The organism is Mariniblastus fucicola, assembly GCF_008087665.1.
GTDB classification, from domain to species: Bacteria; Planctomycetota; Planctomycetia; order Pirellulales; family Pirellulaceae; genus Mariniblastus; species Mariniblastus fucicola.
Window position 1 is genome coordinate 2,306,820 of sequence record NZ_CP042912.1, and the last position, 18,682, is coordinate 2,325,501.

Annotated in this window: 9 protein-coding genes; 4 read left to right on the forward strand and 5 right to left on the reverse strand. The window is 52.8% G+C overall.

From position 1 onward, the window contains the following. Positions 1 to 99: 99 nt before the first annotated feature. The 3 genes from MFFC18_RS08440 to MFFC18_RS08450 form a co-directional block, all read right to left on the reverse strand. Positions 100 to 1,920 (reverse strand): sigma-70 family RNA polymerase sigma factor, encoded by a 1,821-nt coding sequence (locus MFFC18_RS08440; protein WP_084417301.1) that lies wholly within the window; start codon positions 1,918 to 1,920, stop codon positions 100 to 102. 265 nt (positions 1,921 to 2,185) lie between these two features. Continuing rightward, entirely contained in the window at positions 2,186 to 4,075 is a 1,890-nt protein-coding gene (dnaG, locus tag MFFC18_RS08445) for a DNA primase (protein WP_075085575.1), read from the reverse strand. 251 nt (positions 4,076 to 4,326) lie between these two features. After that, positions 4,327 to 4,656 carry an HU family DNA-binding protein gene (locus MFFC18_RS08450; RefSeq protein WP_075085577.1) on the reverse strand — a complete coding sequence of 110 codons (330 nt, stop codon included), beginning with the start codon at positions 4,654 to 4,656 and terminating at the stop codon, positions 4,327 to 4,329. 449 nt (positions 4,657 to 5,105) lie between these two features. Here MFFC18_RS08450 and MFFC18_RS08455 point away from each other — a divergent pair, with 449 nt between their 5' ends. Beyond that, positions 5,106 to 7,391: a DUF1592 domain-containing protein gene (locus MFFC18_RS08455; protein WP_075085579.1), complete on the forward strand. Its 2,286-nt coding sequence runs from the start codon at positions 5,106 to 5,108 to the stop codon at positions 7,389 to 7,391. A 62-nt stretch (positions 7,392 to 7,453) separates the two neighbouring features. Continuing rightward, positions 7,454 to 8,833, forward strand: coding sequence for a DUF1552 domain-containing protein (locus tag MFFC18_RS08460; RefSeq protein ID WP_075085580.1), 1,380 nt, complete (start codon positions 7,454 to 7,456; stop codon positions 8,831 to 8,833). A gap of 99 nt (positions 8,834 to 8,932) precedes the next feature. Here the strand turns inward: MFFC18_RS08460 and MFFC18_RS08465 are convergent, their stop codons facing one another. Continuing rightward, positions 8,933 to 9,745 carry a segregation and condensation protein A gene (locus tag MFFC18_RS08465; RefSeq protein ID WP_075085581.1) on the reverse strand — a complete coding sequence of 271 codons (813 nt, stop codon included), beginning with the start codon at positions 9,743 to 9,745 and terminating at the stop codon, positions 8,933 to 8,935. Positions 9,746 to 10,549: 804 nt separating this feature from the next. Between MFFC18_RS08465 and MFFC18_RS08475 the strand changes: the two genes are divergently transcribed. Together MFFC18_RS08475 and MFFC18_RS08480 are read left to right on the forward strand one after the other, a co-directional pair. After that, a complete protein-coding gene (locus MFFC18_RS08475; protein WP_075085583.1) occupies positions 10,550 to 10,753 on the forward strand; it encodes a carbon storage regulator in 204 nt (67 codons plus the stop codon). Positions 10,754 to 10,835: 82 nt separating this feature from the next. Further along, on the forward strand, positions 10,836 to 15,665 hold the full coding sequence (locus MFFC18_RS08480; protein ID WP_162273980.1) for an outer membrane protein assembly factor BamB family protein: 4,830 nt from the start codon (positions 10,836 to 10,838) through the stop codon (positions 15,663 to 15,665). Positions 15,666 to 15,685: 20 nt separating this feature from the next. Here the strand turns inward: MFFC18_RS08480 and MFFC18_RS08485 are convergent, their stop codons facing one another. Further along, positions 15,686 to 18,580: a protein kinase domain-containing protein gene (locus MFFC18_RS08485; protein ID WP_075085585.1), complete on the reverse strand. Its 2,895-nt coding sequence runs from the start codon at positions 18,578 to 18,580 to the stop codon at positions 15,686 to 15,688. Between the last annotated feature and the right edge of the window lie 102 nt (positions 18,581 to 18,682).

Consider the following 18,682-nt stretch of genomic DNA (forward strand, 5'->3'; position numbering starts at 1 on the left):
CAGTCTGTCCCAGACTGACCTACTTGGCAGGGTACAAAAAAAGCCGTCATCGCTGACGGCTTTGGACTTGTGAATTTACCAACGGCGAGCCAACTTTGCCTATGCCGCTTTCGAAAAATCTTCCGTGAACAGCGACAAAGCTGGTTCCGCTTGCGGCTCTTCCCAGCTCTCTTCGAACATCGACGAAGCAGACTCAGGCTTGTCTTCCACCGATGGCGTTGCAGGAGCGGGCGTCGTGGAACTCTGAGGAGGTCGCACCTGCGCCCGTTCTGCCATTTGCTGCAAAATTTCCAGATCGACAAAGCCCTCAAGCTTCTTGCTGCGGACAGGATTCTGCAACTTGCGAACCGCTTTGGCCTCAATCTGGCGAACACGTTCACGCGTCACTTTGAAAATTCGGCCGACTTCTTCGAGCGTGTATGTGTAGCCGTCGCCCAAACCGTAACGCAACCGAATGATTTCACGTTCACGATAAGTCAACGTCTTCAACAGTCCATCGATGCGATCGCGGAGAATCACGTTCGACGCCGAGCGTGCCGGACTATCGGTAGCCGAATCCTCAATGAACTCGCCAAAGCTGCAATCGTCCCCTTCGCCAACGGGACGATCAAGGCTCACCGGGTGACGTCCGATGTCCATCACACGGCGGACTTCTTCGACGTCGATCTGAGCCACCTTTGCGATCTCAGCCATCGTTGGCTGGCGTTTTGTTTCCTGCAAAAGCATTTTCTGAATGTTTCGCAGTTTCGAAAGCACATCGATCATATGAACCGGAATGCGAATAGTGCGAGCCTGATCCGCGATCGCTCGCGTGATCGCCTGGCGAATCCACCACGTCGCGTAAGTCGAAAACTTGAATCCGCGACGATATTCGTACTTGTCGACTGCTCGCATCAAGCCTGTGTTTCCTTCCTGAATCAGGTCCAGGAAACTCATTCCGCGATTGCGATACTTTTTGGCGATCGAAACGACCAAGCGAAGATTGCAACTGGAAAGATGACGTTTTGCGTTTTCAAATTCTTCGAAATGCTTCTCACAAGCATCAACGCGATTCTGAAGACTCGTCGGACTTTCCTGGCACAGTCGAACCAGACGAATGTATTCGCTGCGAAAACGACGACGTTCGACCGAAGAAACTTCATCGCTGGTCAATTGCGTACGAAGCCAGTTGACTCGATCGGAGAACTTTCGCATTTCGCGAATCAGCGGACTGATGCGACGCGATCGAAGGCTAAGCTCTTCAACCAGGATCACCAGCTTTTGACGCCGACTGAGGAAGCGAGTTCTGGCTTCGCCACGTTCGGTGTTCGATTTGTTTTTGTTGATCACGATGCTGAAGTCTTTTTCGTTTTCACGAATCAGGTGATTCATCGTGCGAAAGTTATGCGGCATCCGCTGCTGGATCTGCTCTTTGGTCAGGTTTTCCGTCAGAGAAACCTTGATCGTGCGATCGAACGGAAGTTCACCAGCGTGGACACGTTTCAGTGTTTCCAGTGTCGCCGACAGGGCGTAGTGGCAACCCAAAACGCTGCGGCGGTAACGGGTCCGCGTGATTTCAATACGTTTCGCCAGAGCAACCTCTTCGTCGCGATTGAGCAGCGGAATGACAGCCATCTGGCTGAGGTACATGCGGATCGGATCGTCGCTGGGACGGGGAAGTTTTCCTGAGAACTTGAGGGCTTCGGCGGCTGCAGCGTCGGCTTCGGCGCGGAGCAATTCGGCAGGAGATGGTTCGTCGGTTTCCGGAGCGGATTCAACCAGTTCGATGCCCGATTTTTCGAGGGCGGCGATAAGCCCGTCCAGTTTCTCAGAACTGGTTGATTCGTCGGGGAGATAATTTCCGACTTCGGCGTAAGTCAGGTATCCCTGTTTTCTACCTTTGTCGATCAGGGTCTGAAGTTCATCTTCAACAAATTGCATGATAGTTCCTTTGCGAAATCCTTCTCGCGATCCCACTTGCAACAGCCCTGCAATAAGGCCAGTGTTGCGATGCGTTGGCGTTGTTCAGTCGCCATTGCAAAAGTGGTTTGATGATGTCCAAAACTGAAGGGGTAACTCGCTTCATCCAATGCGGGGTGCTCAAAAATGCGAGCATTGGTCAAAGTTCGATCGCCGTCTGCGATGCGAAGTTTACTTTCAGGGTTCGTTCATCAATCGACCTGGCTGCAGCCCTTCCGTGGGCAAGCTAAAGACCATGTCGTTGTTTGGTCTGGTTAAGCAACTCTTCCAGAGCTGCCAGTTCCTCCTCTTTGTCGAGAGCCTTTTGTTGTAACTGGGAAACCTTCGCTCGATGGTCGTTTGCAATGACCTCGTCCTCGAACGCGGCTAAAACAGAATCAAATTGCTGATTCATATCAAGAGCAAAACTGGTGCTGTCTCCGGACTCCAATTCGTTCTTCGAAGCGGCCTCGTCGTAGAGCCTCGCGATCACGTTTCGCAGCACAGGATCCTGGACTTCCAGCATTAGCGAATCGTGATCCACTTCACGCTCATCGTGAAAAAAATCGTCCATAATCTGATAGATGGCTTTTAGCGGACCAGCTACAAACTGATCCGGAGAGACTTTCTCAACAGCCGTGTCCAGCAACGCAGGCTGCAGGATAAGAAGCTGTAAAAGCTCACGTTCCTTGCCAACAAAGGAACTGAAGTCCACCGTTTGAATTTTTGCCGGCACCATGTTTTTGCTGTCGGCATCAGCGTCGTAATTGCGAGGACGCAAGCTGTTTCGGATCTCGTTCAGCCGCCGACTGATGTGTTCCGAATCGATTTGGAACTGCCGCGACAGCCTGCCAATCAGCTGCTGTTGACGCAGCTGCTTTGCGGCGGAGGCAGCGATCTCGGATGCCGGAATTCCCGCTAGCGTTTTCAAAATGTTGTTCAACGCCTTCGTCGCAGCATGAGTCTGATTCAACAAGTCGACGCCTTTGGTTTCCGTTCGAATGCGATGAGAAATTGCATCCGGAGCACCTTCGATCATCTTTTGAAACGCTTCCCCGCCCTGTTTCATGCACAGATCAAAGGGGTCCATGCCTTCAGGAAGCGTCAAAATCCTCAGGTCGACATCGCTGGTCACGAACAGGTCGAGAACTTCACTGGTTCGCCGCTGTCCTGCATCATCACCGTCGAGAACCAGCGTTATCGAATCCGCAAATCGCTTGATCAGCCGAATGTGTCGCTCGTTGAGTGCGGTTCCCAGTGCCGCAACGACGTTGGTAACGCCGGCTTGATGAGCCGCGATGACGTCGGTGTAGCCTTCGACAATTGTCAGCGACTTGTCATCCGCTTTTCGAAGTCCCTCGAGAGCAATATTCAGCCCGTACAGGTTGTCGCTTTTCGTGAACAGTCGCGTTTCGGTCGAGTTGTAGTACTTGCCCTTCGGCTCATCTTCGGTTCCGTAGATTCCTGGCACGACACGTCCGCCAAGAGCAATCGGGCGGTCTTGAGTATCACGAATCGGAAACAGAACTCGGCCGCGAAACCGTTCGTACCACGTTCCGCGGTTGTTCATCAGAATCAGTCCGCAGGCTTCGAGAATCTTCGGAGTGAATCTCGTGCTGCGGCACCGATCCACCAACCACGACCAGGCCAGCGGTGCAAATCCAACGCGAAACTTGTCGATGCTTTCCTGCGTGATTCCGCGGTCTTGCAGGTACTCGCGAACGGGAATGGCTTCGTTTGAGTGCAGCAAGCACTGGTGATACTGCTCTTCGACCCATTTCATAGCTTCGAACAGCGTCGGTTTGTGATCCGGATTCCCGGGTTCTGTTTTAGGCCCATGCTGCTTCAGTACAATTCCCGCGGCCTGCGCCAGAATCTCAAGAGCCCCACGAAAGTCGACGCTTTCCATTTTCATCGTGAAATCGAAAACGTCGCCGTGTAGATCGCAGACAAAGCAGCTGAATCGCTGTCGAACAGGATTTACCGTAAAGCTGGGCCTTTTGTCATCGTGCCATGGGCAAAGTCCCACATAGTTCGGGCCTTGGCGGCGCAAATTGATCGTGCGGCTGACCAGGTCAACGATGCTGGTGGCTTGTTTGACGCGATCTTTGGCGTCGAAGTCGGGACCGATGGGCATTGAGAACGACGAGCACTACGATTGGGAAATGGAGCTGAATGAGCGCGTCATTGTTGCTGATTCCGATATTTTTTCCAGCGAAACAGGATCAGGCGCTTGGTTTACATTTTTTGCCCATGAAAACCGGAACTTTGGATCGTCACCGACTGTTTTTGCGAAGCCATGAATTTGGAATCACACGAAAAAAGCCGCAGAGCAACTACTCTGCGGCTTTTTAAATAACTTGGACGCTGGCTTTCGCCAACACTGGTTTAGATAACCATGTCCTTGAGCCCCTTGAGAGCGCGAATCTTGACAACTTTGCGAGCTGGCTTTGGCTTCGCCCAAACCATTTCGCCAGTACCAGGATTGCGAACTTCGCGCTTTGGCATAGCTGGTTTGTGCTGGCAGACGATTTTGCAAAGGCCTGGGATAGTGAACTGGCCACTACCACCACGTTTGCCGATCTGTGCTTCAATCTGAGCTGCAAGAGCATCGAAGACTCCCGCAATCTCTTTCTTACTCAAGCCAGTAGCCTCAGCCATGTTGTTCATGATTTCAGACTTTGTAGGTGGCTTGGGGCCGGCGGCTTTCTTTGCCATAGGAGATCCTCCAAAAATTTGTAGGGACTTTAAATAAGTCGTAAATACCGTTGAATTCGTGTGATCCGTCCCTTGTGAGGACGCGAAAATTAGACCGCGTAGGTCCAATAATTCAAGATAGTGTGCTTCAAAAACCCGGGGCAAACGGGCATTTTCAGTCAAAAAGATGGATTTTCCCCGGTAATTGCCGTGTTTTACAGCCATTTCGTCCGCATTTCATGGCTCCGTGGGCCAATTTTCGCCGGTTTGCGAACTGTTGGAATCGCCGCACCAAACGCCAAATCCCTCAAATTGCGGTCGTTCAATGCGTCATACGAGAGCTAAACTGTACATAGCCCCGAATTTGGAGTTTGGTTTCCCGAGTGAAAATGATTTCGAGCACACTTATATGTATTCGTGATGGCCTGATCTGGGCCGGTTGCGTGACTCTTGCATGTTGCTTATCAGCCATGAATCCGGCTCCGGCGACCGCGCAGGAAACTGCGGATTCACTTCGCGACGTGCAGCGTGAATTTAACGAGACCATTCGCCCGATGTTGGAAACCCATTGCGGTGACTGCCATTGGGGGGACAACACCGACGCCGATCTGAATCTTGAGCAATACGAGACGTTGGATCAGCTGCTGTCCGGGCGCAAGAAGTGGAAGAAAGTCCTGATTCGCGTGGCGGCCAAAGAGATGCCCCCGGAAGACTGCGATCCGATACCCGATGACGAACACGCGAAACTGCTGGCTTGGGTCGATCAGTTGCTCAACAGCGTCGACTGTACCAATATCAATCCGGGCCGAGTCACCATTCGTCGGCTCAATCGGACGGAGTACAAAAACACGATTCGCGATTTGACGGGCGTCGACTATGAGACCGATGGAAACTTTCCGGTCGACGACGTGGGCTATGGGTTCGACAACATTGCAGACGTGCTTTCGCTTTCGCCAATCCTGATGGAAAAGTACCTCAAAGCTGCCGAAGCAATCACGCTCAACGCGGTCAAGGATCCTGCTCGTTCCAAAAAAGTTCAGCGTTTTGTTGCCAAGGACTTTACCCGGCCTCGCGGTGTCAACATTCACAACAATGTAATGACGTTTCCGGCTCAGGCTACGGCGACTGCCAAATTCGGTGTCATCAAACGCGGCACCTATCGCGCGGTCCTGGTCGCGACCGGAAATCAGGCTGGAAACGAGCCTGTAAAAATGAAGCTGGATGTCAACGGCAAGCAACGTCAGTTCTTTAACGTCACCAAAGAGCAGGGGGATACGCCGCAAACGTTCGAAACGGAACTCCGATTCACGCAAACCGGTGAGCAAGAGATCAATGTTTCGTTCACCAATGATTTTTACCAAGAAGCGAAACGAGGCGAAAAACCGCAGGATCGAAATCTGCACTTTAACCACCTGACGATCGAAGGCCCAATTGGGGCTCAACGCGGGCAGTATGGAAAACTGGTTTTGGGCGAACCAGGCGAATCGAAACAGCAGCAGCGGAAGGTCGCTCGCAAATCGATTCAGGTGTTCGCTTCCCGAGCCTATCGTCGGCCTGTCAAATCGGATGAAGTCGACCGTTTGATGAAGCTTTACGATTCGGCCGTCGCTTCCGGTGACTCGATCGAGAAAGCGTTGAGATATCCGATGCAGGCCGTTTTGGTTTCGCCGCATTTCCTATACAAGATCGAACAACCGGTGCCGGTCAACGAGATCCGCGAGCTTAACGATTTCGAACTGGCGACCAGTCTGTCGTATTTTCTGTGGAGCTCGATGCCGGACGCAGTGCTTTTCAAGCTGGCGGCGAAAGGAAAATTGAAAGACAAAGAGGTCTTTCGAAAGCAGGTCGAGCGGATGCTCAAGGATAAACGAGCCAAAGCCGTTGTGCAGAATTTCGCGACTCAGTGGTTGCAGCTACGATCTTTGGCCAGAATGCAACCCGATCCTGATATGTTCCCGGGCGTCGATGCTCAATTGCGAAACGATATGGAAACCGAGACCAAACTTTTGGTCTATGACTTGATCCGTCGTGACGCGCAAGTCACCGATTTGTTGAAAGCGGACTACACGTTCCTCAACGAGCGGCTGGCGAAACACTACGGCGTTGAAGGCGTTAAGGGAAACAAGTTCCAGAAAGTTTCCTCGGAGAAGACTGATCGGCAGGGCATTCTGACTCACGCCAGCATTCTGACGCTGACTTCGAATCCGAATCGAACGTCGCCGGTGAAACGTGGCAAGTGGATCATGGAGAACCTGTTGGGCGAGGAACCGCCTCCGCCAGATCCGGATGCGATGCAGTTGGAAGACCAACCACAACTTGCCGGAACGCTACGGCAGCGAATGGAACAACATCGCGCGGATCCTTCCTGTGCGGTTTGTCACAAGGTGATGGATGAGCTTGGGTTCGCGCTGGAAAACTACGACGCGGTTGGGAAGTGGCGAGTCGAAGACGAAGTTGGAGGCATCGATCCGCGAGGCGAGCTTCCAGATGGGACGACGTTCCAGGGCTCGAAAGAACTTCAGGTGATGATTCGAACTGGAATGCGAGCCCAGTTCGTGAGATGCGTCGCCGAGAAGATGTTGATCTACGCTTTGGGCCGCGGGCTGGAATATTATGACGAGTGCACTTTGGACAAAATTGTGTTTGAGTTGAAAGATAGCGACTATCGATTTTCGGCGTTGGTGATTGCGATCACCGAAAGCGATCCGTTTCGGAAGCGATTCGGCGAGGGAGCAAGTCCGGGGGATACTGAATAGACTTTGTTTGTTGAACGGCTTGCCGTAAAACAACTTTGATCGTGACAGGAAAAGGGAAAACAATGAGCCACAAGAATATTTCACGACGAACGATGCTCCGCGGCGCCTGCGGTGCTGCGATGGCGTTGCCGTGGTTGGAAGCGATGGGGACGGCTGCTCCCATGATCACTTCAGCCAATTCAACGATTGCCCGCAAAGCTGCAGCCGGTCCGCCCGTTCGAATGGCGTTCCTCTACGTTCCCAACGGCATGCACATGCAAGACTGGACGCCGAGCGGAAACAGCGAGACCAAGTTTGAGTTGCAAAAGATCATGCAGCCTATCGCTGACTTTCGCGATCAGATGAACGTCTTCACAGGGCTGACTCTCGACGGCGCTTTTGCTCACGGAGACGGCGGCGGTGACCACGCACGTTCGGTGGCTTCATTCCTGACCGGTTCGCATCCCAAGAAAACCAATGGCAACGACATTCGCAACGGTCAGTCTGTTGATCAGGTGGCGGCCGAACGGATTGGTCATCTGACGCGTTTGAAATCGCTTGAGCTGGGCACGCAAGACAGTGCTCAGGCCGGACAATGCGATTCCGGTTACAGCTGTCTGTATACCTCAAATATTTCCTGGCGAACCGAACGATCGCCGCTGGCCAAAGAAATCAATCCGGCGTCAGTGTTTGATCGCCTGTTTGGTGACGACGACGGCCCGCAGTTGGATCCCCGGTCGATGGCACGACGCGAGCGGGATCGGAAAAGCGTGTTGGACTTTGTGCAACAGGAAGCCAAAATCCTCAGCAACAATTTGGGCGTCGAGGACAAGCGTAAGCTGGAAGAGTACATGTACGCCGTTCGCGACATCGAACGAAGGTTGGCTTCTACGGAAAAGCTCGATGAAAACGAACGCGATGTGCCAGATGCTCCGCGACCGGTTGGCGTTCCAGCGGAATATGGCGAGCACGTAAAACTGCTGTTCGACATGATGACGTTGGCGTTTCAGACGGATTCGACGCGAATCATCTCGTTCATGTACTCCAATGCGGGTAGCAATCGTCCGTACAAAAACCTGTCGATCAAAGACGGCCATCACAATATTTCGCACCACGGCGGTTCACGCGAAAAACAGGCAAAGATCAGCACGATCAATCATTACCACGTCACGTTGCTGCGACATTTGTTGACTCGGATGTCGAACGTGCGCGAAGGCGGTGGTTCGCTGTTGGATAACTGCATGGTTGTTTACGGCAGCGGGATTGCGGACGGCAACAGCCACACCCACAAGGACTTGCCGATTTGCATGTTCGGCGGCGGTGGCGGTACCGTGAAAACCGGACGGCACTTGCGTTTGAAAAGCGGCACGCCGTTGACGAACCTCTATCGTTCCATGTTGGAGCGTGTTGGTGCTCCCGTTGATAAGTTTTCCGATTCCAACGGTATCGTGAATCTGAGTTAGATTTTGGCCGTTTTGCGAAGACCAGACGTGCCATCGAAGAAAAACGAAAGCGCAGTCGCCTGCGGCTTGCCGTTAAACGATGAATTGGAGACGGCGTCGCTATTCAATCATTGACGCAGGATCGCCCGAACGCATGTGAGGGTCATAGTCGTCGATGTTGGAAACGTCCAACTCTTCCTTGAACTGTGAGCCCGGCGCGATCACCAGTTCACCGTAAAGGTCGTCCTGCTGCGTCACGACTCCGTGATGTCTGGCGAGTTCCAGCACCGCAAGGAAGATCGAAACCATCGATGACTTGTGCATCCCCAGTTCAAACAATTCGCTAAACGAAGCACGCCGATTCTGCACGATCTTTGCGTGAATCCGTTCCATGTAAACATGAATAGGAGTTTCGTCGTAAACGATGTTCGCGTTCTCGACAGGCTGATTGTCCCGAAGCACGCGTCCGAAAGCACTGACCAAATCCCACAGTTCGATTTCGCGGATCGGTTGATCAGAAATGTTGTGTTGCTTGGCCGGCAAGTCGTCGGCAATTCGCGAAAATCGATTTTGCCACTCGCTGGCTCGGTCCTCCAGCAATGAACTTGCGTCGCGAAACTTCTTGTACAACAACAAGCGGTTCACCAGATCTCGACGTGGGTCCGCATGCTCGGCACCTTCTTCGTCTTCTTCCTCGAACTCGTTGCGAGGCAAAAGAGCTTTGGCTTTAATCTCGACCAAATGGCTGGCGACATCCAAAAAGTCACCGACAAGGTCGATCGAAATCTCCTTCAGGACATCAATATGCTCCAGATACTCCTGAGTCACTTTGGACAGTGCAATTTCAGTCACCTCGACTTCATGCCGGCGCACCAGATAGAGCAACAGGTCGATCGGACCGCGAAACAGATCGTTGTTAACCTGAAAACTCAAAGTGAATTGCTTTCTGAATTGGTGTGACGTTCGCGCATCAATGATCGTCGTAGCATAATAGATTCTAAAACGAACACGCGCCTAATGAACCAGTTGCAATTATGCAAAACGTTCCAACGCAACAGGTTAGCCTGATCAGTGGTCCGCGGGAAAGCCAGAATCGGTGCGCTTTGTTTCTCTCGGAACGGTCAAGCCATCCTGCTACGCATGTTTTAACTGACCCGATTATGTTGGTTGTTTTTCAAAACTTGCCTGCTCAAAAAAACCTTCGTAAATTAACCAGACTTTCAATGCAAGCACTTTGGAGGGCTGCCGATATTTCCCATGTTGCCTGATCGGAATTCGACGGGGGCCTGGAACGAACTTGAGAACGTCCGCAACGGCAACTGGACTTACAACATGATTGACCAAAGATTCACCCCACGGAGTATCTCACAGGATGCATTTGGGAGACTTGGGCGGTGCCTTTGCAGCACCCCATATCGAGCAACTCAGGAAACTCGTTTCGAAGGTTCTTTGTACTCAGAGTGATTTTGAAGAAGGCATTTTCAGAATAAGCGAGCGGATGCTCAAACGCGGCCAGGGAATGTGTGGCATTTTCTTTTGCCTCCACGGGCCACGAAGCGTCAAGCTAACCGCAGTCTGGGAATGCGAACAAAACTCAATTCGCTTTTACGGATCCAACGGCGAGAAATTCAAAACCATAACTCTTGATAGCAGCAACGATTCACAAATCGCTGCTGCGTGACTGGCCGCCAACCAGTCGAATCACTTCACACATAAATAACGATAAGGATAGCCACTATGTTAGTTCTTTCCAGGAAGGAAAGCGAGAAAGTTCTGTTGGGGGACGACATCGTTTTGACGATCGTCCGTCTCTCCGGTGACCGGGTGCGATTGGGTATCGAAGCCCCATCCAACATGTTGATTCTTCGAGAGGAACTCGACGAAAGCGACATCGACAAAAAACCGCAGGATCACCGGGGAGGGAAGCGACGAGCAGCATGAGTCTTGGTCGACGTGACATTTCGCGAACCGGTCTGCGTCGGCTATCATGGTTTGCTGTTCCGAATGTTTCACGAGACCCAACGTGCACCCTTTGCTGATTACAATTCTGTTCCTGCATTGCGCCCTGACGTCGTCGCACCTCGTGGCGCAACAGCAGGCGGTGAATTTTACTCAGCTATTTGACGGTATCGAACTTCGACCGCCGGAGTCCGCGTTCATTGCGCCGCCGAGAGAAGTCATCCGCCCCTTGCTTCGGTGCAAGAAGTTGATGGCTGCCGGCAAAGTGGACGAAGCCGTTGAAATCCTGGGAGAAGTCCTCGCTGATGAGTCGGTCGAGGATTTCCTGATCCCCCGTGGATCGCAATCATTCTCCAGCCTTCGATCGCGAACCGAACAGATCCTCGGTTCGATCGACGCCCGCTTCCTTGAGCCGTATCAGATTCGATATGGAATTCGAGCCCGGAAGCTGCTGGAACGTGGCGTCGCGGAAAACGATCTGTCGCTGCTGAAGAAAGCTTCGAATCAGTTCTTCTTCACCGATTCAGGGGCTGAAGCCGCGATGTTGTTGGGGCATCTCGAACTTTCCAACGGACAACCCTCAGCGGCTCAATCGTGGTTCGCGAAGATCGTTCGGTTTCGGTCCACTGCCGCTAAACACGATCCCGAAGCTTCCATTTTGTTGGCCACCTGCCAGATGCTCAGCAACAACCGCGACGCGGCGGAAGAGACTTTGGTTTCGCTGAAACAACGGATGCCGAATTCGACGATTCAGTTGATGGGCGAGAACTACACTCTATTTAATCGCAATCCCGAAGCGATTCCGTGGCTGACCAGGCTGATCGGCGACAGCCCGTTGGCTTCCAATCGAACACTTTCCAGGTGGTTGATGTTTCAGGGGAATCCGGCGCGGACTGGAAAAGTCGGCACGGGAATGCCGTTGATGGCGCCACGTTGGGAGCACGCAACTGCCAGCTCGATTGCGCTCAAAGAACGTTCGACGGAATACCTGAAGGAGCTGGTTCAGGAGAAAACCGTTCCTGCGCCTGCAGTCCAGCCGTTGGTCGTCGGAGACACGATCGTGTTTCGGGACGTCGATCATATGTACGGCGTCGATTTTGAGTCCGGTTTGCGAAAATGGGCCTGGCCACCTCGGTTCGCGTGGAACGATACTCCTTCCGAGAAAGTTTCTGTTGCGGCAGCGCTGAAGATGAATCAGAGATTGGTGATGGATTCGATCTACGGACGCGCCAGTAGCGACGGTCGGCTGATCTTCTTCGTGCCTCAACCGGGAAGTTCCAGTCAATACGATCACGACAACGTTTTCGCCAATGCAGACGATAGCGCCCCCGAAGACCTGCGGACTCACAACGAACTGGTCGCCATCGATTCGGAAAATTCCGGAATGCTGCGGTGGCGTGTCGGTGGTCCGAAGGGTTTCGACGAACCGAAATTGGCGAAAGCGTTCTTTATGGGAGAGCCGTTGCCGCTCGAAGGCGTGCTGTATTGCTGTTGTGTTCTGGACAACGCGGTTCAGCTGGTTGCGTTGGATTCAAAGACGGGAAAGCTGCGCTGGATTCAGGCGATCGCCGCGTTCGACCATGAGAGCTTCGACGCCAATCACAACCGTCGACTGGCGGGAGTCAGCCCGTCTTACGCCAACGGAAAAATCGTGTGTTTGACGGGAACCGGTGCTGTGGTTGCGTTGGAGGTTTCCACGCGGACGTTGCTGTGGGGCTATGAGTATCGTTTGCCGCGGAACACGCGAATCATTTCGGATTCGAACAACTATCCGAACATGCTCAACGACGCGTGGCGAGACTCACAGGTCACGATTGCGAACGGGATGGTGTATCTGACGCCAGTGCTGTCTCGCGAGTTGATCTGTCTGGATTTGGATAATGGCGAAGGCGTCTGGTACGAAGAAGACGGTTTTTTGCCTCGGAAAGTCGAACGTGAATCGTCGCTGTACTTGGCCGGCATCAACCAGGGCCAGCTGATTCTTGTTGGATCGCGAAACGTGCGAGCCATCGATTCGTTTTCCGGCGTCGAAACGTGGCGACTGCCATTGGCTGCGGATGATCTTCCTTCCGGTCGCGGCTATATCGGAGTTGATTCGTTGTTTCTGCCAACAACCAGTCGCAAAATTTTGCGGATCGATTTGGCGGACGGCAAGATTGCCGAGTCCGTGGGAACCGGGCGGATTTTGGGGAACTTGTCACGAGTTCAAGGCGATGTCGTTTCACATGGTGTCGACCATGTCGCCAGCTATCCGGAGTTCGGTGCCAGTCGCGAAGCGATCGACCGCTTGCCAGTCGCGACGCTCAACGAACAACAGCAGTTTGCGAAATCGCAGATTCTGATTCAGCAAGGAGAACTCGAATCCGGTTTGGACTTGTTGATTTCGCTCGCCGAACAAAACTCCGATCCGAAGTATTCTTCATTGCTCGACGCGTGTGCGAACAATTTTCAGATGGATAGCCCCTCGCTTTCGTTGCGAGCACTGGACGCACTCAAACGTCTGTATCCACGGTTCGATGTTGATGAACTTGAACGAATGAGATTGCTTTCCAAGCTTCGGACTGGCGAGTTTGCCGAATCGATTGATTTGGGACTGACGCAGATTGAGGGATCGTTTGCGCGAATTCCCGACGGCGTGATCGTTGAATCGTCCGATTCGATCGTGGAAAGCGTCAACGCAACGCTGCTTGATCGGCCGATCGAGTGGGAGGCTGATCCGGGCGACGTTCCGGGTGTCGAAGTGGTTGATTTCGAGAACCGATATGACACCATTCAGTACTCTGAAGTCGGATGGCATCGCGCGAAACTGCAGATGGCAATCGAAGGCTTGCGAGAATACGATCCAGACGCCGCGGCACAGGTTTACTCTCGCACTGCCGATCTTGTTTCCAACGCGCTCGACGGAACGGATGATGAAGTCCAATGGCTGCTGGATCGATTGCCTGAAAGCGTGATGGATTTGCCAACTTTGGAACTGATCGCGAATCATCGATTGGAGCAAAAGAAGTATCTGATCGCCCTGTTCTACGCCAACACGGCGATCGGGCGTGGCGGTGACGGCGTCGAAGAGTTCAAGCTGCTCAAAGCCAGAATTCTGCTGGCCGGAAGGGATCTGAACGCGGCCAAGAAAGTGCTGGACTCTGTTGACTTCGCCGTTCTGGATGATACCAATCGCCAGGAACTGGAAAGCCTGAACCAACAAGTCACCGTCCAGGTCGCTGCCGACTCCGGGATGTTCAATTCGTCCGCTGCCGGTTCTGACGCGGACTGGCCAGGCTTTGAAACGGGCTACATTCGCAAAACTCAGTCGAAAAAGCAGACTCCGATCCGGTATCGACTTCCTTTTGTTTTCGATCCGGCGACCGATGCTGACTATCGAAAAACCAGACTGTTTCTGTCCCCTTGGGGCGATCACAGGCGCGAGTTCGAAGTTCGCAACAGTCGCGGAAACGTCGTGCGAGAGCTGCAGCTTCGCGACGAGAACCTGTCGGGATCGTTCGGATACTCACAACGGTGCCAGATCGATATTCAGAATCACGTCGCCGAGTTGACGCTGAATAAAATCACGCTGATCGTCGACTGGTTCAACGTTATTTCTGGCGATGGCGGCAACCTTTGGGAGTTACCACACGAACAGGTCAGCCCCGTTCGCACCGCGTTTTCAGGAATGCGTGAATTGGTCGTGGCCGAACAGAATATGCTGCACTGCTACGAAACGCATACCGGGAAAGTGCTGTGGAAGCGAAAGATGGCAAAGCCGGTTAACCGAATCGTGACTCACGGATCGTTGCTGACGGCGTGGAGCGAAGAAGGGCGGCAATTCAATACGATCGAAACTGCGACAGGTCGATTGGTTCGAACCGTGAAGTCAAAACGCTTCATCGTGTCCCGTAGTTTGATCGACAAATTCGTGATGTGGCATCCGATTCGCAAAGGCGAACTGCCGGCCGATCAGGAAAATGCTCTGGCGGGTCCAGATGGTCCCGCCAACCCCGCCAAAGTCGCGATTCGAATGGCTGTTTTCGACGCCGGTCTCGGCCGACTGGCTTGGCAACGCGTCAATGACAACAGGGCGCGGTCCTACTATCGGGTTTCCGAAGTCTGTACGCTCGATCCGCATGGAACGCTGGCTTTTGTCGATCTCGGCAGCGGTGAAACGTTGAGCCAAACCGAATTGCCGTTGACCGATTCGGAGAAACGTTCGCTGCAGGGTATCAATCTTCGCCGGCATCGAGCTGGCTGGGTCTTGCACGTGAAATTGAAAGATCGTGCGGATCCATTTTCGCGAGGGAAATCAACGTATCGGTTCAATCAGCTGCACTATTCGCTTGGCTCCGGTCCCGTGTTTTTGCTGGGTGATGCGAGCAAGCAATTGGTCTGGAAAGATCGTGTTTATCTTGAGCGGATGGAGTACATGAACAACCAGCCGTTTGATTCGCCGGTCATCATGTTTGGGCGGCACATTGCGCGACATCATTCTTCGGACGGAGAAATGCACTATTTGCAGTCGACAATTTTGGACGCGAAAACTGGACGTTTGATTGGCAGCGATGTGGTGAAGACTCTCGAAAGCTACAACGGGCACGCGATCGAATGGAAGCCCGGTGCGTCCGGAGCTTCAGCGCACACGCTGGCAATTTCTACGCCCACACAGGTGCAGAGCTTGACGTTTGGAAGTGATGTCGAACTGCCTCCGGTTCCGCAAACGCATCTGACATTCAACGCGTTAGATTTCTTCGACGACACCAACCTCGAGCGACCTCAAGCAGTCGTGGCTGACGTTCGCGTCGGCGAATTCAGGGCGCGAGCTTTGGAAGCCAGCAAGGTTCGTAAAGCTCGACTTCCTCAAGCCGCGGCTGAATTGAAAAAACGTCTGCGTGTTGGATCTCAGTGACGATTTCCCATCGAGCTGAGTCATCGACTCATTCGTTTTAGCCGATCTTTCTCGATCTCAGCTCGGCGTTTCGTGATTGTCTCGAACGCGTTTTCGGCTGCTTCTCCATTGTCACGCATTTTTTCGAACTCACGGTATGCGATTTCAAAAACATCGTCGGACGCGTATTGAAAGAATGTAAAAGCGTTGCCTTTTTCCGCGTATTTTTCTGAGAGAGCGATACGCACAAATGCGGCGACAGATTCCCTGCGGTTTTTTTTGTCAAAGTTTTTAATAATGCCGTACCAATCGTAATGGAACCGATCGGGATGCGAGGCGACAGCCTTTGAGAACGCACGGCTCAAGCCATCTGCTCTGCTGTCGAAACTGGCAACCGCGAATAGCATCGAGGACACCATCTTGTTTTCATGAGCATGCTCAAGCATTGGTTTGACTATCCGAGTTTTCGTCGCGTCAGATACATCTTCATTCTGAATCAGGTCGCAAAGTATTCTTGCCGCGTTGGACGATGTTTGAGATTCGTCCAGTGCTGCAATCGAAATGGAAGCAAGCTCCGATTCGATAGGAGCAAGACGTTCCCATGACCGTTGCGGTGACATTACCGATCGACGAGCGAAGTTCCAGTGGGTACTGTCTGTCCCGGAGATCAGTTTAATTGCAAGCTGCTGCAGTTGTTCGTCTGTCAACCAGTTGAGGAAACTGAGTGCAACACTGCTGTTGTAGTCTACCTTTCTGATGCGGAAAACTGCCTCCAGCATCGGGTCGATCAGTTCCGGGTGCGACGCCGCGTCTTTCAGTTCAATCATTCCAAGGACCGGTTTCTCGAGTTTCTCACCATCGCGTTCAAACTTGATCGCGTTGAGACATTGCTCAAAAGTCATCCCGTTGTAGACCGGTTCCGCGAGGGTTTGAGAGTTCAGATTTCCGTGATAGATCTTCGCAACTTTGACGCTGACGTAGGAGGATTCTTTTTTGAGTATCTTTCCGATGTAGCGTTCGCGAACCAGTGTTTCGATGTCCAACGCAGTCAGGCCAACGACCTTGATCGGCTCAGTCAGCGGCAAGCTCAATGTTCCATCAATTCGCACTGGAAAAGGGTGCTCTGTCAATTCGCCAAACTCTGCCGTTATGTTGGTGATGTGGATATTGAGAATGTCACCTGGCCCGACCTTGTGAAACGGGTCAACAGCTATACCTGACGACAAGTCACCGCCAACGGGCTGTTCTTGGTTCGTCGATGCATCTGACGGCGTATCGCTTGTAATCCGATTTCCTTGTCTCTGGCCTGAAAGATTTCCAGGCATTGGCTTGGGTGTTTCTGATTGGGCGAAGTCTTCAATCCGAGTCACTTTTACAATTTCCGTTTCGCCACGGGAGAGAGTCAGTTTGGCGTTGTCGATCGTAACCGAGTTGTCGTCGCCGACCGCGCGGATTTGATAGCTGCCAGACCGAATTTGAAGCTCCTGTTTCGTTTTCAAGTCAACGATTTCGATTTGCTCGCCGCCTTGCAGAACTTCAATTTGAACGTCCGGATCGTCGGTCTCGATCACAATCAGACCCTCGTTCGAAGCGACGCGGATGATCTGCGGTCCAAAAAGAAACCCCGCCCATCCCAAGGCTGCGATCGCCAGAACCCCAGCGACGGTCTTCCACAATGAAAATGGACGATCGTTGAAACTGCCGTTCGTTTGCGTTCGGCTGACGTGCTTCGAATCAATTTGTGAATCAGGTTGCGGACTGCACTCAAACGGCCAATCGGATCGGTTGGCTTCCAGAGCAATCGCAAGGTCCCGCGAAGTTTTCGGGCGACGAGTCGCTGATTTCTCCAACAACATCATGACCAGATCGGACAGATCTGAATCGACAGTCGGCTCAAGACTTGCCGGAGACTCTGGTTGTAAACGCTGAATCGCCTGCAGCGTTGCCAGCGCGTTCGACGAAACGAACGGAAGCTTCCCGCACAAACACTGATACAGCACGCAGCCCAGGCTAAACAAATCGCTGCGGGCATCCAGTTCGTCGCCCCGAGACTGTTCCGGCGACATGAAACATGGCGTCCCGGCAATCATGCCGGTACAGGTCAGCTGAGGACTTTCGTCCATCATCCGAACCAAACCAAAATCCAGAATCTTGATTTGATCCTCTTCCGTGATCCACAGGTTCGCAGGTTTGATGTCGCGATGAACCAGCCCTTTCTGGTGAGCCGCCGAAAGTCCCAGGGCGATCTGGGTTCCAAGCTTTCTGACTGTGTCGGAAGGCAAAACCGATTGTCGACTTAATCGATCTTCCAGTGTCTCTCCCGGAAGCCATTGCATGACGATAAAAGCAAGCGGTCCGCTGTCGCCAACATGGAAAATCGTGACGATGTTCGGATGGTTCAGCTTCGCAGTGGCTTTAGCTTCTTCGACGAATCTCTGTCTGGCCGCATCGCCCAACGTTGGGCGAAGCACTTTGATCGCGACCGGTCGATCAAGATTTTCGTCGACCGCTCGAAACACAACACCAGTGCTGCCGCATCCGAGAACTTCTTCGATCCGATAGTGTTCGATTTGGCCGATCGAATCGTGCCCACTTGGCGAATCAAGCATCCCGAGCACATCCGCAGCACGTTGGTTCGGAGTCGAAACTGCGGCACCGGATTGAGATTTTGCTCCCGCATCGATCAGGCGATGAATCAGATTGCTTACGACGCTTTCGTCGCTGTCGGTAACGGATTCAGGATCTTCAGCCGAAGTGCCAACGACCAGCGAGTGGAACGTGTCGTCGATCTGCAGTCCGTTGATTGTTTCAACACAGGGCTCGCAATCCGCGAGATGGCTTTCACATTCGAGCGACGTTTTCGGATCGAGCTTTCCGAGCAAGAACTGTGAAAGCGTTTCTGGCTGGGGGCATTCAGGTGTGCTGGGGGCGTTCATCGTTGCCTCATGGAACAGGTTTTGAAACTGGAGCCCGATTCCGTGCTGACGAAATCACTCCAATAGAGGCTATGCGCGGTTGCGGCCGAATTTGTATGCTAC